General features: G+C 63.8%; 23 protein-coding genes. 15 read left to right on the top strand and 8 right to left on the bottom strand.

Going from position 1 to position 24,412, the window contains the following annotated elements:
- From AAF563_16335 to AAF563_16305, 7 genes are all read left to right on the top strand, one after another.
- A partial coding sequence (locus AAF563_16335; GenBank protein MEM7122850.1) for a class I fructose-bisphosphate aldolase occupies positions 1–639 on the top strand: 639 nt, incomplete at its 5' end.
- Between the two features lie 14 nt (positions 640–653).
- On the top strand, positions 654–1,259 hold the full coding sequence (locus AAF563_16330) for a thiamine phosphate synthase (protein ID MEM7122849.1): 606 nt from the start codon (positions 654–656) through the stop codon (positions 1,257–1,259).
- A gap of 43 nt (positions 1,260–1,302) precedes the next feature.
- A complete protein-coding gene (gene efp / locus AAF563_16325; GenBank protein ID MEM7122848.1) occupies positions 1,303–1,869 on the top strand; it encodes an elongation factor P in 567 nt (188 codons plus the stop codon).
- Positions 1,870–1,994: 125 nt separating this feature from the next.
- On the top strand, positions 1,995–2,786 hold the full coding sequence (locus AAF563_16320) for an inositol monophosphatase family protein (GenBank protein ID MEM7122847.1): 792 nt from the start codon (positions 1,995–1,997) through the stop codon (positions 2,784–2,786).
- A gap of 126 nt (positions 2,787–2,912) precedes the next feature.
- Entirely contained in the window at positions 2,913–3,968 is a 1,056-nt protein-coding gene (locus tag AAF563_16315) for an OmpA family protein (protein ID MEM7122846.1), read from the top strand.
- Positions 3,969–4,032: 64 nt separating this feature from the next.
- Positions 4,033–5,175, top strand: a complete 1,143-nt coding sequence (locus AAF563_16310) for a flagellar motor protein MotA (protein ID MEM7122845.1) — start codon at positions 4,033–4,035, stop codon at positions 5,173–5,175.
- 230 nt (positions 5,176–5,405) lie between these two features.
- Complete coding sequence (locus tag AAF563_16305) at positions 5,406–6,854, top strand: peptidoglycan -binding protein (protein MEM7122844.1); 1,449 nt, start codon at positions 5,406–5,408, stop codon at positions 6,852–6,854.
- A gap of 82 nt (positions 6,855–6,936) precedes the next feature.
- On the opposite strand, the gene AAF563_16300 is transcribed toward AAF563_16305, so the two are convergent.
- Positions 6,937–7,797 carry a class I SAM-dependent methyltransferase gene (locus tag AAF563_16300; protein ID MEM7122843.1) on the bottom strand — a complete coding sequence of 287 codons (861 nt, stop codon included), beginning with the start codon at positions 7,795–7,797 and terminating at the stop codon, positions 6,937–6,939.
- Between the two features lie 274 nt (positions 7,798–8,071).
- Here AAF563_16300 and AAF563_16295 point away from each other — a divergent pair, with 274 nt between their 5' ends.
- Together AAF563_16295 and AAF563_16290 are read left to right on the top strand one after the other, a co-directional pair.
- A complete protein-coding gene (locus tag AAF563_16295) occupies positions 8,072–8,254 on the top strand; it encodes a hypothetical protein (protein ID MEM7122842.1) in 183 nt (60 codons plus the stop codon).
- 98 nt (positions 8,255–8,352) lie between these two features.
- A complete protein-coding gene (locus AAF563_16290; protein ID MEM7122841.1) occupies positions 8,353–9,804 on the top strand; it encodes a M81 family metallopeptidase in 1,452 nt (483 codons plus the stop codon).
- Between the two features lie 7 nt (positions 9,805–9,811).
- On the opposite strand, the gene AAF563_16285 is transcribed toward AAF563_16290, so the two are convergent.
- The gene (locus AAF563_16285; GenBank protein MEM7122840.1) at positions 9,812–11,326 is read right to left on the bottom strand and encodes an alpha/beta hydrolase; all 1,515 of its coding nucleotides are present in this window, start codon (positions 11,324–11,326) and stop codon (positions 9,812–9,814) included.
- A gap of 73 nt (positions 11,327–11,399) precedes the next feature.
- Between AAF563_16285 and AAF563_16280 the strand changes: the two genes are divergently transcribed.
- Positions 11,400–12,125 carry a 3-oxoacyl-ACP reductase gene (locus AAF563_16280; protein ID MEM7122839.1) on the top strand — a complete coding sequence of 242 codons (726 nt, stop codon included), beginning with the start codon at positions 11,400–11,402 and terminating at the stop codon, positions 12,123–12,125.
- 9 nt (positions 12,126–12,134) lie between these two features.
- On the opposite strand, the gene AAF563_16275 is transcribed toward AAF563_16280, so the two are convergent.
- A complete protein-coding gene (locus tag AAF563_16275; protein ID MEM7122838.1) occupies positions 12,135–12,974 on the bottom strand; it encodes a helix-turn-helix transcriptional regulator in 840 nt (279 codons plus the stop codon).
- A 176-nt stretch (positions 12,975–13,150) separates the two neighbouring features.
- On the opposite strand from AAF563_16275, the gene AAF563_16270 reads away from it, so the two are divergent.
- From AAF563_16270 to AAF563_16255, 4 genes are all read left to right on the top strand, one after another.
- Positions 13,151–14,281, top strand: a complete 1,131-nt coding sequence (locus AAF563_16270) for an ABC transporter ATP-binding protein (protein ID MEM7122837.1) — start codon at positions 13,151–13,153, stop codon at positions 14,279–14,281.
- A 69-nt stretch (positions 14,282–14,350) separates the two neighbouring features.
- Positions 14,351–15,520, top strand: a complete 1,170-nt coding sequence (locus AAF563_16265) for a spermidine/putrescine ABC transporter substrate-binding protein (protein ID MEM7122836.1) — start codon at positions 14,351–14,353, stop codon at positions 15,518–15,520.
- A 37-nt stretch (positions 15,521–15,557) separates the two neighbouring features.
- Positions 15,558–16,409 (top strand): ABC transporter permease, encoded by an 852-nt coding sequence (locus AAF563_16260; protein ID MEM7122835.1) that lies wholly within the window; start codon positions 15,558–15,560, stop codon positions 16,407–16,409.
- Positions 16,410–16,496: 87 nt separating this feature from the next.
- Positions 16,497–17,321 (top strand): ABC transporter permease, encoded by an 825-nt coding sequence (locus tag AAF563_16255; protein MEM7122834.1) that lies wholly within the window; start codon positions 16,497–16,499, stop codon positions 17,319–17,321.
- A gap of 83 nt (positions 17,322–17,404) precedes the next feature.
- Here AAF563_16255 and AAF563_16250 read toward each other — a convergent pair whose 3' ends face one another.
- From AAF563_16250 to AAF563_16240, 3 genes are all read right to left on the bottom strand, one after another.
- Entirely contained in the window at positions 17,405–18,190 is a 786-nt protein-coding gene (locus tag AAF563_16250) for a sugar phosphate nucleotidyltransferase (protein ID MEM7122833.1), read from the bottom strand.
- A 372-nt stretch (positions 18,191–18,562) separates the two neighbouring features.
- Complete coding sequence (locus tag AAF563_16245) at positions 18,563–19,543, bottom strand: nitronate monooxygenase family protein (GenBank protein ID MEM7122832.1); 981 nt, start codon at positions 19,541–19,543, stop codon at positions 18,563–18,565.
- Between the two features lie 25 nt (positions 19,544–19,568).
- Complete coding sequence (locus AAF563_16240) at positions 19,569–21,374, bottom strand: ABC transporter transmembrane domain-containing protein (protein MEM7122831.1); 1,806 nt, start codon at positions 21,372–21,374, stop codon at positions 19,569–19,571.
- A gap of 150 nt (positions 21,375–21,524) precedes the next feature.
- On the opposite strand from AAF563_16240, the gene rpmE reads away from it, so the two are divergent.
- Positions 21,525–21,749, top strand: a complete 225-nt coding sequence (gene rpmE / locus AAF563_16235; GenBank protein ID MEM7122830.1) for a 50S ribosomal protein L31 — start codon at positions 21,525–21,527, stop codon at positions 21,747–21,749.
- A 54-nt stretch (positions 21,750–21,803) separates the two neighbouring features.
- Here rpmE and AAF563_16230 read toward each other — a convergent pair whose 3' ends face one another.
- Together AAF563_16230 and AAF563_16225 are read right to left on the bottom strand one after the other, a co-directional pair.
- Positions 21,804–22,835 carry a histone deacetylase family protein gene (locus AAF563_16230; protein ID MEM7122829.1) on the bottom strand — a complete coding sequence of 344 codons (1,032 nt, stop codon included), beginning with the start codon at positions 22,833–22,835 and terminating at the stop codon, positions 21,804–21,806.
- 52 nt (positions 22,836–22,887) lie between these two features.
- The gene (locus tag AAF563_16225; protein ID MEM7122828.1) at positions 22,888–24,360 is read right to left on the bottom strand and encodes a hypothetical protein; all 1,473 of its coding nucleotides are present in this window, start codon (positions 24,358–24,360) and stop codon (positions 22,888–22,890) included.
- Between the last annotated feature and the right edge of the window lie 52 nt (positions 24,361–24,412).

Below are 24,412 nucleotides of genomic sequence, written 5' to 3'. Positions count from 1 at the left end.
TTTGCCGGCGCGATCCCGACGATCCTCAAGGCCAACAACTCGAACAGCCTGGCGACATCGAAAGACCAGGCGGTCACCGCCTCGGTCGAGGACGCGCTCAGGCTCGGCTGCTCGGCCATCGGCTTCACCATGTATCCGGGCTCCGATCAGCAGTTCGAGATGGTCGAGGAAATCCGCGAGATGTCGCTAGAGGCGAAATCCTACGGCATCGCGACCGTCGTGTGGTCCTATCCGCGGGGCGGCAATCTTTCAAAGCAGGGCGAGACGGCGATTGACATCACCGCCTACGCCGCCCAACTCGCCGCCCAGATCGGCGCCAACATCATCAAGGTGAAGCCGCCGACGGACCACATCGAACAGGACGAGGCGCGCAAAGTCTACGAATCCGAGAAGATCGACATCTCGACACTTCACGCGCGCATCGCGCATGTCATGCAGTCGGCGTTCAACGGCCGCCGGCTGGTCGTGTTCTCCGGCGGTGCGGCCAAGGACCTGGACGGCGTCTTCAGCGAGATCTCGGAGATCTACAAGGGCGGCGGCACCGGCTCGATCATCGGGCGCAACACCTTCCAGCGCCCACGCGAAGACGCGCTCGCCATGCTCGACCGCATCATCAAGATCTATCAGGGCAAGGGCTGACCTGACCCCCAGCCATGCCTGCCGCCGAGCCCTGCCGGCTCTACCTGATCACGCCCGCGACGATTGAGCCGGCCGGCTTCGCCGCCTCGCTCGACAGCGTCCTCGACGCCGGCGACATCGCGTGTTTGCGGCTGGAATGCGACGGCGACGACGACACAATCAAACGCACCGCCGACGCCCTGGTGCCGGTTTGCCGAGCCCACGATGTCGCGTTGCTGTTGACCGACAGGCCCCACTTGGTCGCGCCGACCGGTGCCGACGGCGTGCACATGACCCAAGCGCTCGACGGCGTCCGCGACGAGCTGCCGGCGGACACCATCCTGGGCGCGGGCTGCGGTCTGTCGCGCCATGACGCCCTGGTCGCGGGCGATCTGGAGTCTGACTACGTCAGCTTCGGGCCGGCCGGTTCCGACGCGCGGGACATTATCAGATGGTGGAACCAGATGGTCGTCCTGCCCAGCGTCGCCGAAGGCGTCGCCACGCTTCAGGACGCAGCGGCCATGGCAGAGGCAGGCGCAGACTTTTTGGCGCTCAGCGAGGCCGTCTGGGATCACCCGGATGGGCCAGCCGCTGCGGTGACGGCCTTCGACACCGCGATTGCCAAGTACCGGGACCACTGATAGCTTCCGCGCCCGCAACCAACCCATCCCGATAGGTCAAGTGATGAAGATCGACGGCAACGCGATCCGTCCAGGCAACGTGATCGAACATAAAGGCCGCCTGCTGGTCGCGACCAAGATCCAGCACACCCAGCCCGGCAAGGGCGGCGCCTACCTTCAGGTCGAACTGAAGGATATTCGCGACGGCACCAAGTTGAACGAGCGTTTCCGCTCGTCGGAATCCGTCGAGCGCGTGCGCCTCTACGACAAACCCTATCAGTATCTCTATGCCGACGGTGATCTCTATACCTTCATGGATACGGAGACCTACGAGCAGATCACCATCAACGGCGACATGCTGGGCGATCAGGCGGCCTATCTGCAGGACGGCATGATGGTGACCGTGTTGTCCTATGAGGACGAGCCGATCAGTATCGAGCTGCCGGAAACCGTGACGCTGGCGATCACCGAGACCGAAGCGGTGGTCAAGGGCCAGACGGCCGCCTCGTCCTATAAGCCCGCGACGCTGGAGAACGGCCTGCGCGTCATGGTGCCGCCCCATGTCGAGGCCGGCACCCGCATCGTCGTCAGCACCGTTGACTCGACCTACCGCGAACGCGCGAAGGATTGATGATGCCGCTCCCGCGCATCACCGGCCCACTCCCCCTCCCGGCCACCCATGGCAGCATCCTCGGGGTGGCCGGGAGGGGGAGCGGGCTGGCCCCGGTACTGCGCCAGCAAAGCGCGCACTAACCCATGGCGCGCCGATCTCCTCTCATCACCGTGATGGCCGCGGCCGCCGATAAGGCGGCGCGGGCGCTGTTGCGGGACTTCAACGAGGTCGAGCATCTTCAGGTCAGCCGCAAGGGGCCGAACGATTTTGTCAGCGCCGCTGATCTGCGCGCCGAACGAACGCTGAAGGAAGAACTGGCGCGCGCCAGACCGAAGTTCGGCTTTTTGATGGAGGAGAGCGGCGCCAGTGGCAGCGCCGAAGAAGGCCGCTGGATCGTCGATCCGCTGGACGGCACGCTGAACTTTCTGCACGCCGTCCCCCATTTCTGCATTTCCATCGGCGCCGAGCAGCACGGCGAACTGGTCGCCGGCGTCGTCTTCGACCCGCTGCGCGACGAGACGTTCTGGGCCGAAAAGGGCCAGGGCGCCTACGTTAACCACCGGCGTCTCAGGGTCACCAACCGGGACAAGCTGGCCGAATGCCTGGTCGGCCACGGCCGCGCGGCAGCCGACGACACGGAAGCGGTCGGGCGGTTCCAGGAGCAGGTCACCCGTGTTCTCAACCACACCCGGGATGTCCGCCGGCTGGGCGTCGCCGCGCTCGACCTCGCCTATGTCGCGGCCGGCCGTCTGGACGGATTCTGGGAGGAAAAGCTGCACCCCTGGGACATCGCCGCCGGCGCCGTTCTGGTCCGCGAAGCCGGCGGATACATTACCGGCATCGACGGCAGCGACTTGGACCTCGAACGCGGCGACGTTCTGGCCGCCAACCCGCGCCTGCATGGCGTTCTGCATAAGGTTCTGGCCGGCCACTGACGCAATGCCGCCCCAATCGGCTGTAACCGTGCCGTTGTTGTTCGCAGGCAAGCCGATGGTCTATGGTGCGGGCGACCCGAATTGCGGCCAAAACTCGCGATCACGCAGCCGAGCGATACCTTGAGCATGACCCTTCTTCCTCAACGATTGCGAACACCGCTAAAAACAGCAGGTTTGGCGCTGGCCATCGCGCTGCCGGCAGCCGCCCAGGCGCAGGAGACGGTGATCGTCGGCGAAACGACCAAACCCGCGGTCGAGGTCAATCTGGGCGTGCTGGACAGCCTGGCGCCAGCGCCGGCCAGCCCCTATCCGACGCTGGATGAACCCGCGGTATCGGCCAACCAGGGCAGCGTGCTGTTGATCGCGCCATCAGACGGCTACGCTCCCAACCTGGTCGCACCGGCGAGCGGCAGCGATACCTTCGCCATGCCATCGGCAAGCGCCGAGACACCGCCGTTGCCGGAAGCCTCACCCGACCCGGATGGCGCGTTGGCGCCCGAGGTCGTTCGAACCACCGCCACCGAGACAGCCGAGACGACAGCCGCCACCGTCGAGGAGACGGTTGTCGAAGAGACCATGGTCGCAGAACCCGAGGTCGCAGAACCCGTGGTCGACGAGCCCATGGCTGAAGAAACCGTGGTTGAGGAGACAGTCGTCAAGGAGGCCGAGCCGACCGAACTGATTGCGGCGGCCACCACGGCCGACAGCGCGGCGGGCGACCTGGGCGGTGACGACAGCGATCCCTTCGCAGAAATCGAAGAGATGCTGAGCGAGGCCGAACAGGCCGACGAGGTCGTCGTGCCGGAGCCCGAAACGACGGTCGAGGAGACGGTGGTCGCCGCCGCGCCGAGTGAGACCGAGGAGCCCGTCGAAGAGACGCTGCAGTTGCTGTTCCAACCCGGCGAGGAGGCGCTTAGCGAAAACGACAAGGCAGCGTTGACCGCGCTCGCCGGCGACCTCGCCTCGGACGAAAACCAGCGTATCCAGCTGCGCGCCTATGCCTCGGCCGAGGATGGCACGTCCAGCATGGCGCGCCGGCTCGCGCTCTCACGCGCGCTGGAGGTCCGGAAGTTCCTGATCGACAACGGCGTGCGCAGCACCCGTATCGACGTCCGGGCACTGGGCGATAACGCGGAATCCGGCCCGCTTGACCGCATCGACATCGTCCTGGTCGAGCGTTGAGGCACGGGCCCGGACCATGCGGTTTCGCCCGTCAGCCACACTTGCCTGATCGCCCGTTCCGGAAATGACGCGTCCCACCCAATATCTGCTGCGCATGGCGATCTTCTTGGTCCTGGTCGCCGCCATCGTCTTTCTGCTGCTCGGCTCATTCCTCGACGCGTTCCAGGCCAACCCGGCGCTGAACGGATTGATCCTGGGCGTCATGCTGCTCGGCATCATCTATATCTTCCGCCAGGTCCAGATGCTGTCGCCGGAGGTCGAGTGGATCGAGGGCTACCGCACCAACCGGCCCGGCCTCTCGACACGCCAACCGCCGCGCCTGGTCTCGCCGATGGCGACCATGCTGGGCGAAAGCCAGAGCCGGGTCAGCCTGTCGACACTTTCCATGCGCTCGATCCTGGACAGCATCGGCTCGCGCCTGGATGAATCGCGCGAGCTGTCGCGCTATCTGATCGCGCTTCTGATCTTCCTGGGCCTGCTCGGCACGTTCTGGGGTCTGCTCCAAACCATCGGTGCGGTCGGCGATGTGGTCGGCGGCCTCTCGATCGCCGAAGGCGGCGATGTCGCCGATCTGTTCGGCGATTTGAAAGAGGGCCTCGCCGCACCGCTCTCGGGCATGGGTACGGCCTTCAGTTCCTCGCTGTTCGGTCTCGCCGGTTCGCTGGTCTTGGGCTTTCTCGACCTGCAGGCCAATCAGGCACAGAACCGGTTCTATAACGAGCTGGAGGAGTGGCTGAGCTCCATCACGCGCCTGCAGTCGGGCGCCGGTCTGGTCGAAACCGACCAATCGGTGCCGGCCTATGTCAGCGCGCTGTTGGAACAGACTGCCGACAGTCTGGACCGCCTGCAGCGCACGTTGACCCGCGGCGAAGAAAGCCGTCACGCGGCCGACCAGAACCTCGCCGCGCTTTCCGACCAGTTGGCCACGCTCTCCGATCAGATGCGCAGCGAACAGGCGTTGATGGTGAAGCTGGTCGAGGGCCAGATCGACATGAAGCCGGTGCTTGAGCGGCTAACCAATGTCAGCCAGCAGACCGGCGCGCTCGACGAAGCCAGCCGCGCCCATCTGCGCAACATGGACGTCCTGATGAGCCGCCTGCTTGAAGAGACGGTCGCCAGCCGCAACCAGCTTGCCGATGAAATTCGCAGCGAGATCAAGCTGTTGGCGCGCACCATCGCGGCCGCCGGCAACCAGCAGAGAAGTTAGTACATCATGCGGCAAGGTCGTCGCCAAAATCCTCAACGCTCTCCCTCGCCCCTTGAGGGAGAGGGATGCGAAGGCGTAGGCGCGCGGCGCCCCAGCCGAAGCTGGGTGAGCCGGGTGAGAGGTAGCGGCGGATGAAACGGCGATGCCTGTCTATCGTGCACGCTTGGGCGCGTACCCCCTCACGCCGGCCCTCTCCCTTCAGGGGAGAGGGAGACCTGGGCGGTTAGACGATGGCCATGCGAACCCGGCGTGGCGGCACCGCGGCCAGCGATATCTGGCCCGGCTTCGTCGATGCGCTCTCAGCGCTGTTGATGGTGCTGATCTTCGTTCTCGTCGCCTTCATGCTTGCCCAGTTCTTCCTGAACGTCGCGATCACCGGACGCGACGAAGCCCTGGCGCGCCTGGAATCAGAGATCGCCCAACTCTCGGACATGCTCGCGCTGGAGCGCCAGTCCAACGCGGATCTGAGACTGAGTGTCGCCCAGCTTTCGGCCGAACTGCAGACGGCCAACAGCGCGCGCGACCAGTCGGACGCCGCCCTGGCGGCGCTCTACCTGGAACGCGACGGCCTTCTGGCGAGCCTGTCACGCGTTACCGAGCGCGCCGAGCTTGCCGAAGCGGAACTGGCGGACGCGCTGACCGAGATCACGGTCGGCGAAGAAACCCTGGAACTCAAGCTCGCCGAAATCGCCAGCCTGCAGCGCGACATCGCAGCCTTGTCGGAGACTCGTGACAGCCTGGAAGACGAGGTCGCGAAGATGGTCTTGCTGCTGGAGGAGGCGCGTGAGGATCAGGCGCGGACCGCCGAAGCCTTGGAGGAGACCGAAGCCGAGGCCGCGGCCAGCCGCGAACGCATCGAGGCCCTGCTCGCGGAGCTGACCGCCGAACGCGACCGTTCGTCGGCCCTGGAGGCCGATGTCGTCTCGGCCGAGGAACGGACGATCCTGGCGCAGCGAAATCTGGAGGAGCGCGACATCCGTCTCGCTGAACTGACCGCCGCCGTCACCATGACGGAGGAGGAACTGAAGCAGGCCGAATCCATCTCCGAACGGCGCCTCAACCAGATCAGCTTGTTGAACCAGCAGCTCCAGGCGCTGCGCCAGCAGATCGCGGCGCTGAACGAAGCGCTCGACGCTGCCGAGAGCCAAGCCGAGGCGGACGCCGTGCAGATCGCCGACCTGGGCCAGCGGCTGAATGCCGCGCTCGCCGCCAAGGTTCAGGAACTCTCGCAATACCGCAGCGAGTTCTTCGAGAAGCTGATCAACGCGCTCGGCAACCGGCCGGACATCCGTGTCGTCGGCGACCGCTTTGTGCTGCAGTCCGAACTGTTGTTCGACAGCGGCAGCGCGGAGATCGCGCCGGAGGGCGAGGCCGAGCTCGACAAGATCGCCAACCTGATCATCGAGTTGACGCAAGACATCCCCGACGACGTCAAATGGATCCTGCGCGTCGACGGCCACACCGACCGGGTGCCGATTTCGACGGCGCTCTATCCGTCGAACTGGGAACTTTCGACAGCGCGGGCGACTGCCGTCGTGCGTTACCTGATAAGCCGCGGCGTTCCGTCAAACCGGCTCGCCGCGGCCGGCTTCGGTGAGTTCCAGCCGATCGACCCGTCAGACGACGAAATCGCGCTGCGGCGCAACCGCCGCATCGAGTTCAAGCTGACTGAACAGTAGATCTGGTCCGAGTCTATTAAGTAGAGCAGATTCACCTGCCCTGACGAAATCGCGAAGCGATCCCCTCAAGACAGGATCTGCTCTAGGCTTTCGCCGTCACGATCCAGGTGGCCGCGCTCAAATGCAGCGCCTGACCGTCGTGATGGGAGGCCAGCGCGTCGCGGACCTCGTCGATCGCGCGCTCGCGCACCTCGCCCTCGACCTCGTCCAGCAGCCGCGAAACCGGCCCCATGGTCGCGACGAACTCGGTCACGTCGTCCAGGCTGCCGATGTTGCGCACCTTGGTGTCGAACCGCTCGAGGACGATGCCGTTGAAACCGGCGTCGCGCAGAATGTCGGTAACCTTCTCCGCATCGGCGAAAGCAAACGGCCCGGGCTCATCCGGACTCACCGGCTCGGGGGGCGGCAAATGCTTCAGCGCGGCATCGCGCGGTACGCTGACCCACATGTTCTGGTCAAGGCTGCGCCAGCACACGAAACCGAGGCGTCCGCCGGGACGTAAGGCCGCCTTCAGATTGGCGAAGGCATCGACGGGATTGCGGAAGAACATGACACCGAAACGCGAGAACACGACATCCGTCGCTTCCGGCTCAAAGCCGAAGGCCGACGCGTCGGCCATGGCGAAACGCAGATTCCCGAGCGCGGCATCGCCAAGTCGTTCGCCGGCACGCTGCAGCATGGGCGCGGACACGTCGATTGCCAACACGCTGCCCATGGGTCCGACGCGCGAAGCCAGCTCGAACGAGGTATCGCCGCAACCGCAACCGACGTCGACGACGTGGTCGCCGGGCTGGAGCGCAACCGCTTCGATGGCCGCTTTGCCGAACGGCGCCAGCATGGTGTCCAGTTCGTCCTGGCCGGCGGCCCACTTCTCACCGGTTTCACCGCTCCAGTAGTCGACCTGGTCGGCGTTGATATCCGCAACGGTAACCTGCTGATCCATTATCTTCCCCAACATCACGACGTTCGCATTGGCACGGTTGATATGGTGATGCTTCGACCGAAATCATGTCCTTAAAATGACCGCGCGGATACCGGTCGTTTCCGGGGCCCGTTGACCGATGTCAAGATCAAGACAGTTCCGTGACAATTCGGTTTTCTTTGCGCACCGCCGATGCCTTTTGTCGTTGGCGTCCATACATGTCTCGTAGAAGCAGACGGCGCTGCGCGTTCCGCCAGCGCGCGGGTTTGCCATCGCGTGATCCAGGAATGCGTCAATGAAAGCCGAAGAGAAGATTCGCGGCATAGAAGCCGAGATCGAGATGATCCAAAACGAGATCGACCGCAGGCACGCGCGACGGGACTCCGGCACCGACCCCCTGCGCAATCAGGAGAAAATCGACGCCTTGCGCGAAAAGCGGGCCAAACTCAAGGAGCGGGTCGAAAAGCTCAGGAAATAGGCCCGCGATTGCCTCCCGGCGCGCCCGGTGATACCGCTGTTCCGGCGGTCGGCACTTGACCGCTTAGTGGCCGATCAACCGAAACGAGTGACCTGAAATTGCGTATCTTCGCGGCCGGACTAGGCACCGAAACCAACACCTTTGCGCCCTTCCCGACCTCTCGCCAGGGCTTTGAGGCTGGCGAGTACTTCCCACCCGGCGCCCATCCCGACGAGCCCAGTTTCATCGGCGCGCCGCTTTGGGCCGCGCGCCGGCGCGCCACAGAGAACAACTGGGTCGTGATCGAGGGTCTTTGCACGATGGCCGAGCCCGCCGGCATCACCGTTCGCTCGGCCTACGAATCCCTGCGCGATGAGATCCTCGACCAGTTGAAGGCCGCCCTGCCCGTCGACGTGGTCGCCTTTGGCATGCACGGCGCGATGATTGCCGAGGGTTACGACGATTGCGAAGGCGACCTGCTGGCGCGGGCGCGCGCCCTGGCGGGACCGGACGCCGCAATCGGCGCGGAGCTCGATCTTCATTGCCATATCACCGATCAGATGATCGCGGCGGCCGATATCCTGGTCACCTACAAGGAATACCCGCACACCGACAGCACCGCGCGCGCCGAAGAACTGATCGAGCTGCTGACACGGACCGCCAGCGGCGATGTGCGCCCGCACATGTCGCTCCACGACTGCGGCATGATCGGTATCATGCACACGCCGCGCGAACCCATGCGGTCATACGTCGACCGCGCCGCGGCGCTCGAAGGCAAGGACGGCGTCCTCTCCGTCTCCATCGGCCACGGCTTTCCCTGGGGCGATGTCGCCGACATGGGAAGCCGCGTGCTCGTCATTACCGACGACGACGCGGAGAAGGGTGACAATCTCGCCCGCGCGCTGGGTGAGGAACTCTTCGCGATGCGCGACAACACGGCGCCGCGACCGCTTGCCATCGACGATGCCTTGGATGCCGCGCTCAGCGGTGCGGAGAAACCCGTCGTGCTGGCCGACGTATCGGACAACGCAGGAGGCGGCGCGCCGGGCGATTCAACGTTTCTGGTCGATGCGTTGCGCAAGCGAAAAATCGGCAATGCGGCCGTCGGTCCGCTATGGGATCCCATCGCCGTCGCCACCTGTTTCGATGCCGGTGAGGGCGCCACGCTCCCGCTCCGCTTCGGCGGTAAGATGTGCCCGCTATCTGGGCAGCCGGTCGACGCCGACGTCACGATCGGCAAACTGACGCGACAGGCCGTTCAGCACCTGGGCGACACGCCATCGCCGCTGGGCGACTGCGCCGCGATTCACTTCGACGGCATCGCGGTCGTCTTGACCAGCGTGCGGACCCAGGGCTACAGCCCCGAACTCTTTACCCAGGTCGGCATCGATCCGGCGGCCTTAGACATCGTCGTCGTCAAGTCGACCCAGCACTTCTATACGGCTTTCGCGCCGCTTGCCGCCGACGTCATCTATGTCGCGGCACCCGGTGTCGTCGCGCCCGACTTCACCGCCCTCACCTATCACAAGATCGCGCGGCCCAAGTGGCCGTTCGACAATGGTGGCGGTTGATCCCGGCCTACCAGTCGACGCTTGAGAAGTCGGCGGCCTCGGTGAAGAGCCGGCAGTCCGGCGTCGGAAGCGCCGCCGGATCGGGGTCGTCGAAGAATGCCGCGACCAGATCGCTGGCGCAACGGTTGGCTGCGCTCGGCACATGGCCAGCGCCCAGAAACTCGAAGTGGCGGCTGTTTGACAGGTAACCGGCGGTGTCCTCACCCCAATCGGGCGGTGTCACCGGGTCATAGGCGCCACTGATGAGGAGCGCGGGCACGTCGGATTCAACGGGTTCCCATTCCACGGGATCCGACGGCGGCACCGGCCAGTTGTCGCAGATGTCGTTGGTCATGATCGTGCTGCCGGCCATGGCATAAACGCCGTACTTCGCTATCTCCCGCGCGACGACATCGGCGCGGATGCGCGGCCGTTCCTCCCGGCATGTCACCGACAGGAAGGTCCCCTCGTCAAGTGACCAGTCGGCAAAGAACGGATACCAGTAGAACCAACCGAGGCCGGAAAGATCGTACTTGAGCGCGTCGTCGACCAGCGCCGGGACATAGGGGATGGCATCGCCGTAATAGAGGGCGTCATACATATGGAAAATCAAGAGGTCGCCGTCCACGACGGCTTCGGAACCGATAGGCCAACGCGGGTCGTCGACCGCAATGGCCTGTGGTTTGTCGTTCAGTGATTCCAAAAGGTCGGCAAACCGGTCGCCGATGTCGCCATAGGCCTTGGCGCACCAGCTATCGCGCGCGCAATCATCGAAGATGCGCGTGAAGGCGCGGTGGGTCGCCCACGGCGCCTGTTCGTCGGCGCGCACATGGGGCGGATAGACACCGTCCAGGACAACCGAGCGGATGAGATCGCCGTGCCGGCGCAGCATGACCAGCGCCACCCGCGTGCCATAGGACATGCCCCACAGATTAACCTTGTCATAGCCGAGCGCGTCGATGATGACGGCCAGATCATCGGCGTTCGCCGGGGTCGAGAAGCTCGACAGATCGATGCCGTCGGCAATCAGGCGATCGTAGCAACCGGCAATTTCCGCTCGGTCGCGATCAAAGAACGGCACCTCGACTCCGGGCGGCGATGCCGCCGATGCGGCCAGCTGATCCGCCTCGAAACAGTTCAATGCCGGTTCGGCCAGGCCGACGCCACGCTGGTCGTAGAAGATGACGTCGCGGGTTTCGCGCACTGGCTCCGTCATCCCCCACAGATACTCTGTGCTGACCTGCTCTGGATAAGCACTGTGGAAGAACGAGGCACCCGGCCCGCCTTGAATGACGATGACCGGGTCGCCGGCCGGCTCGCTGGCGCGGGCCTTCAAGACGGCGACCGGCAGGTGATAGAAGTGCGCCGGCGCGCCATCGTCGCTGTAGACGGGGACACGAACACGGTAACACGCCGCCGCCTCGCCAGCCGGCACAACAATCCAGCAGGGCACCTTGGTCGCCGTAGCAGCAGCCCCGTTTCCGGCAACGCCGGCCACGAACACCATCACGGCAACGGAAAATGCAAGAACCCAACGCACCATAGTCCACCTTTCGTCGCGCTCACGTGCTATGAGAAAGAAGCACTAACACTAACACCGGACGGGGTGCTTCGACATGCAAAGGGTTGCCTTGGTCACAGGCGGGTCGCGTGGCATCGGTCGCGGCATCGCCATCGCGCTAGACCAGGCGGGCTACAAGGTCGCCGCCAACTATCGCAGCAACGAAGAAGCGGCGGCCTCGCTGGCCGCCGAGACGGGCGTTGCGACCTATGCCTGGGATGTCGCCGACTACGACGCCTGCCAGAAAGGCGTCGAACAGGTCGTCGCCGATCTCGGCCCGGTCGAGATCCTGGTCAACAACGCCGGCATCTCGCCGGACAAGTTCATGCACAAGATGGCACCGGACGTCTGGCGCAAGGTGATCGACACCAATCTGAACGCCGCCTTCAACATGACCCATCAGGTCATCAAGCCGATGCGCGACGCCGGCTTCGGCCGCATCATCAACGTCGCCTCGCTGTCGGCCTTCGCGCCTAACTATGGCGAGACTGCCTATGGCGCCGCCAAGGGTGCCATGGTCAGTTTCACCAAGGCGCTGGCCAAGGAGAGCGCGGCCAAGGGCGTGACGGTCAACGCCATCGCGCCCGGTTACGTCGATACCGACATGATCCGCGTCGCGCCCCAGGAATTCCTGGATGATCTCGTCGAGAACCACATCCTGGTCGGCCGGCTCGGCCGGGTTGAAGACGTCGCCCGCTGCGTGCTGTTCCTGGCCGCTGATGACGCCGACTTCATCACCGGCGCCACCATCGACGTGAACGGCGGTCAGGTGATGCGCTAGCTGCCGACGTCAACCCTGGACTTCGTGAAACCTGGTCGGCTCCTTCGTCTTTGAGAGTGAGCTTAAGAAGATCGAGAAGAGCTCGGATTGCGAGATAATGCCGAGTTTGGCGTAGATGTTCTTGCGGTGGACTTTGACGGTGCCGGGCGAGATGCCCAGGATCTTAGAGATTGAGTCCGAAGAGTGACCACGCAACACAAGGCCGACGACTTCCCGTTCCCTGGGCGAGAGCAGCGAGCGTCCGAAGTTGCGGAACGTGTAGTCGATGTAGCGCTCCAGGATCTCGTGCTCGGGATCCACGGCATCATCGGAAAACCGGCCGCTCAGATCCTGCCAGTGATACTCCGCAGACGCGCGGACGAAAGGTTCGACCTTTCTCAGCCGCGTCATCTCCTTTTCGCTGAACACCGGCCGGTTGCTTGACCGCATCAACGACATCACCGCGCAAACGTCATCAGGCAGCGCGACGACAAACCCGATCTCTTCGGCAAGGCCTGTCTTGATGTAGTAGGAGCGGAAGTACTCGCTTTGATAGAAGCGGTCGGGCGCCAGCTCGCGAAGCCGATAGAGGCCCGGTTCGACCTGCTCTTTCGCCGCCCGAAAGAAAGGATCCAGCATATAGGGACCTTCTTGGTAGAGGGTCACGAAGATGGCGCGCCGCTTGGCGCCGAAGTTGTCGAACAAATCGAGCGGGCGGTCGTCGCCGCGATAGGCGAACATCACGGAGAAATCGAAGGCAACCAGCCGCCCGAGCGCGTCGACCAGCCGATGGGGATAGTCCGGTGTTCTGATCGACCCAATGACCTTGGCGATCTCCTCGTGCCACTCGTGATCAGTTATCTGCAACACGCGCTCCGTGTGATCTCCGCTGGCTCCACCCCTATCCCCTGAAATGGCCTACTCATCGAGATATACCCCCCGGTAGGTATATCCTTCGCTGGTGAAATTTGCGAATTTCTTGGTTCGCGGGGATATAGCGCCGGAATCCCATCCGTCAGCGCAACTTTGGGAGTTCAGGTAGTAGGTTGGAACGCGAACCCCAGGCTGAGATTGACGTCGAGTTTCGCGGCGTCACCAAACGTTTCGACGAAGTCGTGGCGGTGGACGCACTCGATCTGCAAATTCCCAGTGGCGGCTTCTTCAGTTTCCTCGGGCCCTCGGGCTGCGGCAAGACGACGTCGTTGCGCATGATTGCCGGCTTCGATCAGCCGACGGAAGGCGACGTGCTGATAAAGGGCGCGTCCATGGTCGGCGTCCCAGCCTATCGACGGCCCGTCAACATGGTGTTCCAGCATTACGCGCTGTTCCCTCATCTCAACGTGTTCGACAACATCGCTTATGGCCTGCGGCAGGTAACGCCGCGCCCCGGTGACGCGGAGATCACCGCGCGGGTCGACGAGTCGCTCGAACTCGTCCGATTGGCCGGCTATGCCAAGCGCCGTATCTGGGAGCTTTCGGGCGGCCAGCAGCAGCGCGTCGCCTTGGCACGTGCCTTGATCAACCGCCCGACCGTTCTGCTGTTGGACGAACCGCTGGGCGCGCTCGACAGGAAGCTGCGCCGCGAAATGCAGATCGAGCTCCAGACCCTGCAGCGCGATGTCGGCATCACGTTCATCCTGGTCACACACGACCAGGAAGAGGCGCTTTCGATGAGCGACACCATCTGCATCATGCTGGAAGGCCGCATCGTGCAAACCGGGAGCCCGACCGAGCTGTACGACGAACCAATCAACCGTTACGTCGCCGACTTTGTCGGCCGCTCAAACTTCCTACACGGCAAGATCGTCGCGGCAGACAACGGGCGCGCCAGGCTTGAAACGTCGAAAGGCCTCGTCCTGGGCGGACGCCGGCCGAAAGGGTCGGACACAATGCAGCCGGGCACCAGCGCCGTGCTCGCGGTCCGCCCGGAACTGATCCACATGGCCGCGCTGACCGAGAACGCACACCTTGATGGCGATATCACAACGCCGGCCAAGGTCAGGAATCGAATCTATTTGGGCGAGCAGACCGAGTACCTGGTGGACGCCGAAGGTCTGGGCGAGGTGTTGATTAGGTCTCCTAAACACGCCGAGACCCATACCGGCGGCTTTGCCCCGGGAAACGACGTGCTGATCGGTTGGCGGGAGGAGTCCGCTCTGGCGCTACGCGACGCCTGACGGAAACCTGCCGCATGCACCCAAAGACATGGGCACGTCAAACAAACCTTTCACGACCGGGAGAGATAAATGACAAAGGACTACAAAGATAACCTGCCGATCAGTCGGCAGAAGTTCATGGAAGAGCTGCGCCGCTATCAGAAGGGATCGGTGTCGCGCCGGCACTTCCTTGGCGTAACCGGTCTCGGCATGGCGAGTGCCGTCATGGCGGGCGCCGTTCCGGGATTGCGCCCGCGCAAGTCTTGGGCAGCCGAGGATATCGGCGACCGCGTTGTTCTCGCGACCTGGCCGAACTATCACGATCCCTCGAACTTCGAGCAGTTCACCGAACAAACCGGTGCCTATGTGCAGGTGAACGTGTTCGGCTCGAACGAGGAGATGCTGGCCAAGCTTCAGGCCGGTGGCAGTGGCTGGGACGTCTTCGTGCCAACCAACTACACGATCACGACCTATGTCGGTGAGGATCTCATCGAGCCCCTCGATCTGACCATGATCCCGAACTACCAGGCCGATGCGTTCGACGCACGCTTCTCCGATGCCGGCACCGTCGACGGCACGGTCTACGCCGTGCCGAAGAACTGGGGCACGACCGGCTACGTCATCAACACCAGCCATAATGGTGGCAAGGCGCCGGACACCTGGAAGCAGTTCTGGGACATGACGATGGCTGACTTCTCCGGCCGCACGATGGTCCATGACTACCAGCTGACCACGATCGGCAATGCGCTGAAGTACTTTGGCTACTCCTTCAACTCCGTCGATCCGGCAGAGCTGGCAGACGCCGAGAAACTGCTGTTGGAAGCCAAGCCGCACCTTTATGCCATCTCCAGCGACTACCAGCCGCCGCTGCGCAACGGCGACGCCTGGATGTCCATGTGCTGGACCGGCGACGGCAAGCAGCTCAACACCGACATGCCTGAGATGATCTATGTGCTGGGTGCCGAAGGCGGCGAGATCTGGAGCGACTATTACGCCGTGCCTCGCGGTGCCGAACATCGCGCGGCCGGTTACGCCCTGATCAACTACCTGCTGGACCCGGCCGTCAACGCCAAGGAGGTTCTGGCCCACGGCTATCCCGTCGCCGACAGCCGCGCCAATGCGCTGCTGCCGCCGACATTGCTGGAAGACCCGATCCTTTATCCGGCGACCGAGCTGCTTGACGCTCTTGAGTTCGGCGCGGCGGCGACATTGACCGATCCGAACCGCGCGGAATTGCTGGCGCGCTTCAAGTCGGCCTAGACAAACAGGCGGCAAGGCGGGCAAAACCAGATCTGCGATGTCGAGTCGTTGGATCAACAGGTTGCTGCTCTTGCCGGCCACGGCGTGGTTCGTGGTCATGCTCGCCTTGCCGCTGGTTGTCGTCGTCGTCTTCAGTTTCGGTGAACGGGCCGCCGCCGGCGGATACGTTCCCGCGTTCACCTTCGATCAGTACGCCAACCTGCCGGCGCGTTTCGCGGCCTTCAAAAACACGCTGATTCTGGCGCCGCTGGGCACGCTGGCGGCGCTGCTTGTCGCCTATCCGCTTGCCTACTACCTGGCGGTCAAGGCGAACCCCAAGTACAAGACCCTGCTGCTGATCCTGGTCATCATTCCGTTCTGGACCAGTATCCTTATCCGGACCTACGCCTGGATCTTCATCCTTGGTGGACGCGGTCTGCCCCAAGTCCTCGCGTTCTTCGGCCTAGACGGTATCCAGCTCATCAACACGCCGTTCGCGGTCCTGGTCGGTATTGTCTATGGCTACCTGCCGCTCATGGTGTTTCCGATCTATGTCAGTTTGGAGAAGCTGGACAAGCGGCTGCTGGAGGCCTCCAGCGATCTCGGCGCGCCACCCTATCGCACCTTCCGGCAAGTCACTTTGCCGCTCTCCATACCGGGCGTCGCGACCGGCTGCATGCTCGTGTTTATTCTTCTGATGGGCGAGTTCCTGATCCCTGCGCTGCTCGGCGGCGGTAAGGTCTTCTTCATCGGCAATGCGCTGGTCGACCTCTTCCTGCAGTCGCGGAACTGGGCCTTCGGCTCGGCTGTCGCGGCGACGCTGGTGCTGATCATGCTGGTGACCGTCAGTATCTACATGCGCGTGATGATGCGGCGCGGAGGGCAGCAAAAAGATGTCAACCTGTTCTAGAGAATCTCCCGTCCTGACGGTATCGGCACCGGGTGGGGGAGCGGGCCGGCGGTGCTGTTCGAACCGAAAACTGTCTAGCCGCCGATCATGAGGCTCTACGCAACCGCAGTTTATCTGTTCCTCTATGCGCCGATCGCGATCATCGTGATCTTCAGCTTCAATGCCGGGCGCCACGCCAGCGACTTTCAGGGTTTCTCGGCACAGTGGTACGGCAAGGCGCTGAACAATCCGTTCGCCATGGACGCCTTGATCACCAGTCTGATCGTCGCATCGACGTCAGCGGTCTTCGCCAGCCTGTTCGGCACCATGGCCGCGCTCGCACTTCAACGCGTGCAGGGGCGTCTGCGCGTCCTTTACGACGGCATGATCTATGTCGCGATCATGATCCCCGGCATTGTCATCGGCATCGCGACCTTGATCGCGCTTGTCACTGTCTTCGATGCCCTCAATCCGCTCCTTGAAGCGGCATGGCCATTCGAAGGATCGGCCGCGCCACGGCTCAACATGGGGTACGTATCGTTGATTGCCGCGCACACGCTGTTCACCATGGCCTTGGTGATCGTCATCGTCAGGGCACGTGTCGCCGGTATGGACCGTTCACTGATCGAGGCCTCGGCCGACCTTTACGCAACGCCGTGGCGGACATTCCGCCAGGTCACGCTGCCACAGATCTTCCCAGCCATCCTCGCCGGTTTCCTGCTCAGCTTCACGTTCAGCTTCGACGACTTCATCATCGCCTTCTTCGTGGCAGGATCCGAGACCACCCTGCCAATCTATGTGTTTTCGTCGATCCGCCGCGGCGTCACGCCGGAAATCAACGCCATCGGCACCATGGTCCTCGTGGTCTCGCTGACATTGCTGATCGCCGCGCAGCTGCTGCTGCGCAAACGATCCCGTGCCGGTGCCGGATAGGCTATGCCAACGGGCACTCTAATCGGTTGCTGGCAATATCGATTGCGCTGAGCAACGGCAGTGCGCCGCCGGGAGCTATGGCCCTATGCGGAAAGCAGGCGTTGCCGTTGCTCGGTAAAACGCGCCAGGCCACCGGGCGTGCCTATGTCGACAAACGGATGATTGGAGATCGGCACTGCGCGAACATCCAGTCCGGCCCCGATCGCCGCGTTGAAAACATCGGCAATCTGAAGCTCTTTCCCCGAACCAGGGGGTTCGTTCTTGCCCCTTAAGAATTCGTGCAGGAAGGAGGTGAAGGCCGGCGTCCAAACGGCCAGAGGCCAAGCGTGTGTCAGCGTCGTCGACTGCGGCTTGATGACGAATTTTGCGACCTTGTTGTCCGCCGCCATCTCCAACATGTCGACGCCTTGCGGAAAGTCGGTAGGCAAACTGCCGACGACAATGTCGGCGCCCGTCTGTTCCTGCTCAGCCAGGCAAAGCCCGAACGCATCCGGGCTGCCGACCAGAATATCGGGAAAGCCCAGGGCGACCAGCTGGTCGTGCACATAGTCGTAACCCTGGTCTAGGCTGAAGGGGACGCCGAACGGGCGCCCCATCATCAAGTAGGCAATCGACAAACTGAAGCGCGATCCATCGCCCAGGTATCTGGGGATGTCCCATTTGCCGTCCCGCACGACGACGAAGATACGATCAATGCCGTTTCGACGCATGTCATCGAGGACAAACTCGATAACCGGTCGCGGTTTCTGAATGTCCGGATCGTCCGACACATCGACCGGATAAAGCTCTTTGCTAAACGGTAAGCCACCCATCCGGCTTGCCTGTCCAGCAGCCGGAATAAGGCCGACGACTGGCCGGGCCGATGTCACGGTGTGGTCTCCTGATCTCTCTCGTTTCGTTCAACCCACCAACTTCAGACCAACAGCGCTAAGACGGCGGCCATCAGGTTGGCGAGTTTCCTGGCGTTAGAATGACGCATTCGACCGGCGACAAGAACGGCGATTTAGAGGTAGCCCAGAGTAATTTGTCGATGTCAGCCTCTACGAAATCGTAACAAGCGAGTACATGCCATACATCGGCAGTCCTGCTGCGACGTCGACCATGGCGCCTGCTTGTATGGGTATGATCACGCACAACTGAATACTGCGGCAAAAGAACGTTTGGTTGACTGCTTCCGACGAACCGCAGCGGCCACGTCGTGATGTCTCTTTGTCGGCAACGGATCCACAACGTAGACGTTGTTAGGCGCCGCGCATCGCCCCAAGACGTTCGTCCATAATCGCCTCGGCCTCGCCCACGATGCGGCTCACCAACTCGGCCACACTCGGCACGTCGTTGATCAGACCAACGACCTGACCGGCCGACCAGATGCCGGCTTCCATGTCGCCCTCGTCCATCAGCTTGCGGCCTTCGTAGCCCGCGACAAAGGGTGCCAGATCCTCGATGGTCGCGCCGCCGGGCCTCGCCTCCATCTCGGCGACCGTGGTCGCGATGGCGTTCTTGAAGATGCGCGCGGTATTGCGAAGCGGCCGGAAAATGAGCTGCGTGTCGCGTTCGCTCGCCGCGACCGCCGCTTGTTTGACGTTGTCGTGGACCCGCGCCTCCTTTGTCACCATGAACCGCGTGCCCATGTTGATGCCGTCGGCGCCCAAGGCGAGCGCCGCGACGAGACCGCGCGCGTCGCCAAACCCGCCTGATGCGATCATCGGTATCGTCACCTTGTCGGCGGCCGCGGGGATCAGGATCAGGCCCGGGATGTCGTCCTCGCCGGGGTGGCCGGCGCATTCGAACCCGTCGATCGAGACGGCGTCGCAGCCGATCCGCTCGGCTTTAAGCGCGTGGCGCACAGACGTGCATTTGTGGATAACCTTGGCGCCGGCCGCCCGCAGCTTCGGCAGGAAGGGCTCGGGGTTGTTGCCGGCCGTCTCGATCAGCGTAATACCGGCCTCGAGCGCGGCATCCAGATAGTCTTCGTAGGGCACCGGTTTCAAGGTCGGTAGGATGGTGAGATTGACGCCGAAGGGCTTGTCGGTCATGTCGCGGCACCGCGCGATTTCCTTGGTCAGATCCTCTGGTGTCGGCTGTGTCAGCGCGGTCATGAAACCCAGCGCGCCGGCATTGGCGACGGCGCTGACCAGCTCGGCACGTCCGACATGCTGCATGCCGCCGCAGACCAGAGGATGCTCAACACCTACCAGTTTGGTGAAACGCGTGGACAGCACAGCGAACCCCTCCCGAAAGACCGAGCTAGACCGCCGTCACGGCAGTCACCTCATCATCATAAGCACGATCGAACTGCAGCTCGGCCAGTCTGGCATAGATACCGCCCGCCGCGACAAGATCCGCGTGGCGTCCGCTTTCGACAATGCGGCCGTGGTCCATCACAAGAATGCGGTCGGCCTTCAAGACCGTCGCCAGGCGGTGGGCTATGACCAGTGTCGTGCGGCCCGCCATCAGCTCGTCCAGAGCCTGTTGCACGGCCTGTTCACTCTCAGCGTCCAGCGCGCTTGTCGCCTCGTCCAGCAGCAGGATCGGCGCGTCTTTCAAAATTGCGCGCGCAATGGCAATGCGTTGGCGCTGACCGCCCGATAACCGCACGCCACGCTCGCCCAGAAAACTGTCGAAACCATCGGGCAGATCCGCGATGAAATCCAGCGCATGGGCCGCCCGTGCCGCGGCGGCAACATCATCGTTTGTTGCGTCGGGCCTGCCGTAGAGAATGTTGTCGCGCACCGATGCGCCAAAGATGACGGGCTCCTGGGGCACCAACGCCATGCGTTCGCGCAGCACCGCGGGTCGGACGTCGCGCACATCGAGACCGTCGACCAACACCGTCCCAGAGGCGGGATCATAGAACCGCAAAAGCAGCTGGAAGACCGTCGTCTTGCCCGCGCCAGAGGGCCCGACCACCGCCACCGTCTCGCCGGACCCAACGTCAATGGTGACGTCATCGAGCGCCGCCTGATCGGGGCGGGAGGGATAGAAGAACGTGACGCCCTTCATCGCAACCATACCGGGCGACGGGTCGGGCAGCGACAGGGGATCGGCCGGCGGTTCGATATCGCCCCCGGCATTGAGAAGCTCCAGCAGCCGCTCAGCCGCACCGGCCGCGCGCTGGATGTCGCCGTAGACCTCGCTTATCGCGCCGACCGAACCGGCCACGACGACGGCATAGAAGACGAAGGCCGACAACTCGCCGGCGCTGATGCGCCCGGCAAGAACGTCGTGGCCGCCCATCCACAGAACGATGCCGACCCCGCCGAAGACGAACAGGATGACGGTGCCGGTCAGAAGCGCCCGGGCCCGGATCCGCTGGACCGCCGTCTTGAAGGCATCCTCCACCGTCACGGCGAAGCGCTGCCGTTCGAGCGGTTCGCGCGCGAACGACTGAACCGTCGGAATGGCGTTCAGCGTCTCGTCGATCCGCGCGCCGACGTCGGCGATCCGGTCCTGGCTGGCGCGCGACAACCGCCTCACCCTGCGGCCGAAAACAATAATGGGGATCAGGACCAGCGGCACCATCAGGAAGACGATGCCGGTCAGCTTCGGGCTGGTCACCGCCAGCATCAATGTGCCGCCGAAGAACAACATCACGTTCCGAAGTGCCGTCGACAGGCTGGACCCGATGACCTGCTGCAGCAAGGTGGTATCGGTCGTCAGCCGCGACAGCACCTCGCCCGTTCGCGTGGTCTCAAAGAAAGTCGGCGACAGCGCGATGACCCGGTCGTAGACATCGCGCCTTAAGTCGGCGACCGTGCGCTCGCCGACCCAGGAAACCAGGAAAAAGCGGGCATAGCTCGCCCCCGCCAAGACAACGACGGTGATCAGCATGGCGATCAGCGCCTTGTCCAGCAGGCCCTTGTCCTGACCGGCGAATCCCTCGTCGACCAACTGCCTGAGGCCGACGCCCAGGCCCAGCACCGTCACCGCCGCCACGGTCAGCGCGACCAGCGCGCCGGCGACCTGGAGTTTGTAAGGTTTGAGATAGCCCACCAGACGCCCTAAATGGCTGAAATCGCGGCTTTTTGCGCGCTCTTCGGAGCCTGAAGGCAAGTTTTTCGACTGTCGATCGAATCTGGACACGGGCGACCTATAGCAACGCCAAAGGCGGGCAACAAGCGGCCAGAAAATCCGCCGCCGCGCGGGCCTTGCGCCGGGCCGCCGGGTCGCTTATAAGGCGCGCCCTGACCCGGAGAAGGCACGATGAAGAGCGATATTCACCCTGAGTACCACGAGATCAAGGTTGTCATGACCGACGGCACCGAGTTCACGACCCGGTCGACGTGGGGCAAGGAAGGCGACACGATGACGCTCGACATCGATCCGAAGTCCCACCCGGCCTGGACCGGTGGCGGACACCGCCTGGTCGACACCGGCGGTCAGGTCGCCCGCTTCAACAAACGGTTCGGCAATCTGAAGCTGGGCTAGAGCGGATCGCGATAAACTCCGCACGGACGGCAGCGCAGGCTGCCGTTTGTCGTTTCAGCCCTCGAATCCCTTAAGGAAGGCGACGAGATTGTCGCCGAGTTCGGCGCAGACATAGCCGCCCTCCTGGACCAGCAGGCTGGGCAGTTCGTGGACCCGGGCGAAGGCGCCGATCGCCTCGCCGACGCGTCGGAAACCGTCGGTCGTCACCTTGAAGACGCCCAGAGGGTCGTTCTCCTGGGCATCGAAACCGGCGGAAATCAGGATCACGTTGGGATCGAAGCGGCCGATCGCCACGAGAAGGCTCTCGACGCCGGCGACGAAGGCAGCGTCGCCGGTCCCAGGTTTCATGGGCAGATTGAGATTATAGCCCAGGCCGGCACCCGCGCCCCGTTCGTCGGCATAGCCGGCAAACCACGGATAGTAGTTGATGGGATCGGCGTGGATCGACGCGAAGAAAACATCATCGCGCTGATAGAAGATGCCCTGGGTGCCGTTGCCGTGGTGGACGTCGAAATCCAGGATCGCGGCCCGGCCGAAGCGCGGCAGCAGGTGCTCGACAGCGACGGCTACGTTGTTCAGGAAACAAAAACCGCCGGCCATGTCGCGGTAGGCGTGATGACCCGGCGGCCGGCATAACGCAAACGCCACCGTCGCGCCGTCAAGAAGCCGGTCGGCGGCGCTCAGCGCGACATCGGCGGCCGCCTCGGCGGCGTTCCACGTACCGGCACCCAGGGGGCACGCACCGTCTGCCATGTGATAACCGGCTTGGCCGACCACGCCCTCCGGACGCGCGCTCATGTGGCGTCCGGGATAGGCGTTAGCAATGATCTCAGGACCAGCGCCGGGCAGCGCACGCCAGCGCTCGTGACCGTTCATCAGGAAGTCCACGTATTCCGGCGTGTGCACCCGGGTGATTGGCGCCAGGCCGTGGGCTTCGGGCTCGCAAAGCGGAAAGCCCGCCGCCGCGACCGCGTCGCGCAGGATACGACCGCGCTCGGGCACCTCCTGGGCGGCCGCGATCTGGCCGCGCACGACAAAACTCTGGGGATCGTGATCGCGGTGGCGATCGCTGAAGACAATGTCCATGACCGGTTTTCCAGTTGAATTTCGCAACCGTAACGGCGCGTGCGCGTTACCGCTATATCTGTCTCAACATCAGACCCAAAAGGGATAGCAGGATCAGCGCGCACGCGAACGGTAGCGCGTGCCAGAGGAGACGCTGGCCGGGCTCGTGGCTGGTCGAGGGAATGAAAGAGACGATCACCAAGGCTACCCACGCGAGCGCCGTGCCGATCCAAACCATCGGATCTCTGACGCCGCTGGCCAGGAAGACGATGGCAAACGCCGTCATCAGGTCGGCCAACCAGATCTGATCGCCCCAGCGGCCCGCCTTCGTCGTCGTGGTCCGGCGGGCGCCAATGACCGCCACGCTCGCGCCAGCCGCGGCCATCCCGCCGAGGACCACGCCGCGCATCAGGACCTGATCATCTTCGATGCCGGGGACCGCGGCGACGCCAGCACCATAGAGGGCAATGCCGGCCAGCCCGCCCAGAACGGGCACTGCCCATCCTTGGAGCCGTGGCGCGCCGAGCGGCCAGGCCGCGACCAGCGCCAACAGTGCGACAACGGCGATCGCGGCCAGGAAACCGGCACCGATGGGAAAGGCGACAAGGCCGGCCAGCACCAGAAGCGCCAAACAATCGGTGCCGCCGACGGCGACAGCCCGGCGGCGGTGGCGTTGGGCAATCAGCGCGGCGAACGTCGCGACAAGCCACATTGCGAGCAACCCCAACACTGGCGCATAGAGCACCGGCGGATGAAGCGTGGCAAAGCCGTAGCCCATGTCGATCGTCGTCACCAAAAACCCCCAGGCCACGGCCAGCGCGGCGAAGGCACCGGCCGGCCACCCGAAGAACCGCACGGCGGCATCCTGAGGGAACGCCGGATCACGCCGGCCTGCTGCGATCAAGGCGATGAGCGCCAGAAGAAACAACGGCGCAACACCGTAGGTCGCTCGTTGCGGCGGATTGAGACCCGGCAGCAACGCGCCGCGCACAGCCAGCCCCAAGCTGTCAGCAAACCAGGCGTGAAATTCAGGCCAGGCCGCGTCGATGGCGACGACAACAGCGGCCAACAAGGCGTAGACCGACACCATCAGGGCCGATGCGCGCGCGCACCACACTGCGGCGAGTGCAGCCATCAGCGCCACGGCAGCACAGGTGATCACAACGATCGCCATCGGCGCCATAGCGGCGGATCCATAGGCCAGCGGCGCCAGCCAGATCCCAAGAAGCGATACGGCCGCCACCACGGCGGCGTCGGTCATGCTCAATCCCAGAAAGCGTGAAGCAGCGGCGGTCATGGCCAGGCCGGCCGGCACCCAGCGAAAGGCTGAGCTCCATACCGAAAGCGACTGGCGCCACAGATCCTTGTAGCCGTCGCCCAGATCGCCGGCGACGAACCAGAGGTCCAGGACAATCCGGATGCCGATGACTGCCGCCATCATCATGGCCGGCTCGGCAAGGCCCTGGGCATGCAACAGGCGCGGGCCGCGCCACGGATTGGCTCGCGGCGGCCTCGATGGCGCGTTCGCGGTCAGCGCTCGGCTCACAACGTCACCGTCTCTTCTCGCCATCGACGCGTTGCTTGACCCACGAAGCCCC

Source organism: Pseudomonadota bacterium, assembly GCA_039028155.1.
GTDB lineage: Bacteria > Pseudomonadota > Alphaproteobacteria > SP197 > SP197 > JANQGO01.
The sequence above is the reverse complement of the archived record's forward strand: the minus strand, read 5'-3'. Positions and strand labels throughout refer to the sequence as shown.

Excerpts from the sequence above, each read along its gene's own strand:
- AAF563_16320 (MEM7122847.1), top strand. The coding sequence starts at position 1,995 with ATGGCGCGCCGATCTCCTCTCATCACCGTGATGGCCGCGGCCGCCGAT.
- AAF563_16280 (MEM7122839.1), top strand. The coding sequence starts at position 11,400 with ATGCAAAGGGTTGCCTTGGTCACAGGCGGGTCGCGTGGCATCGGTCGC.
- AAF563_16260 (MEM7122835.1), top strand. The coding sequence starts at position 15,558 with ATGTCGAGTCGTTGGATCAACAGGTTGCTGCTCTTGCCGGCCACGGCG.
- AAF563_16265 (MEM7122836.1), top strand. The coding sequence starts at position 14,351 with ATGACAAAGGACTACAAAGATAACCTGCCGATCAGTCGGCAGAAGTTC.
- AAF563_16285 (MEM7122840.1), bottom strand. The coding sequence starts at position 11,326 with ATGGTGCGTTGGGTTCTTGCATTTTCCGTTGCCGTGATGGTGTTCGTG.
- rpmE (MEM7122830.1), top strand. The coding sequence starts at position 21,525 with ATGAAGAGCGATATTCACCCTGAGTACCACGAGATCAAGGTTGTCATG.
- AAF563_16230 (MEM7122829.1), bottom strand. The coding sequence starts at position 22,835 with ATGGACATTGTCTTCAGCGATCGCCACCGCGATCACGATCCCCAGAGT.
- AAF563_16255 (MEM7122834.1), top strand. The coding sequence starts at position 16,497 with ATGAGGCTCTACGCAACCGCAGTTTATCTGTTCCTCTATGCGCCGATC.
- AAF563_16300 (MEM7122843.1), bottom strand. The coding sequence starts at position 7,797 with ATGGATCAGCAGGTTACCGTTGCGGATATCAACGCCGACCAGGTCGAC.
- AAF563_16295 (MEM7122842.1), top strand. The coding sequence starts at position 8,072 with ATGAAAGCCGAAGAGAAGATTCGCGGCATAGAAGCCGAGATCGAGATG.
- efp (MEM7122848.1), top strand. The coding sequence starts at position 1,303 with ATGAAGATCGACGGCAACGCGATCCGTCCAGGCAACGTGATCGAACAT.
- AAF563_16310 (MEM7122845.1), top strand. The coding sequence starts at position 4,033 with ATGACGCGTCCCACCCAATATCTGCTGCGCATGGCGATCTTCTTGGTC.
- AAF563_16330 (MEM7122849.1), top strand. The coding sequence starts at position 654 with ATGCCTGCCGCCGAGCCCTGCCGGCTCTACCTGATCACGCCCGCGACG.
- AAF563_16305 (MEM7122844.1), top strand. The coding sequence starts at position 5,406 with ATGGCCATGCGAACCCGGCGTGGCGGCACCGCGGCCAGCGATATCTGG.
- AAF563_16315 (MEM7122846.1), top strand. The coding sequence starts at position 2,913 with ATGACCCTTCTTCCTCAACGATTGCGAACACCGCTAAAAACAGCAGGT.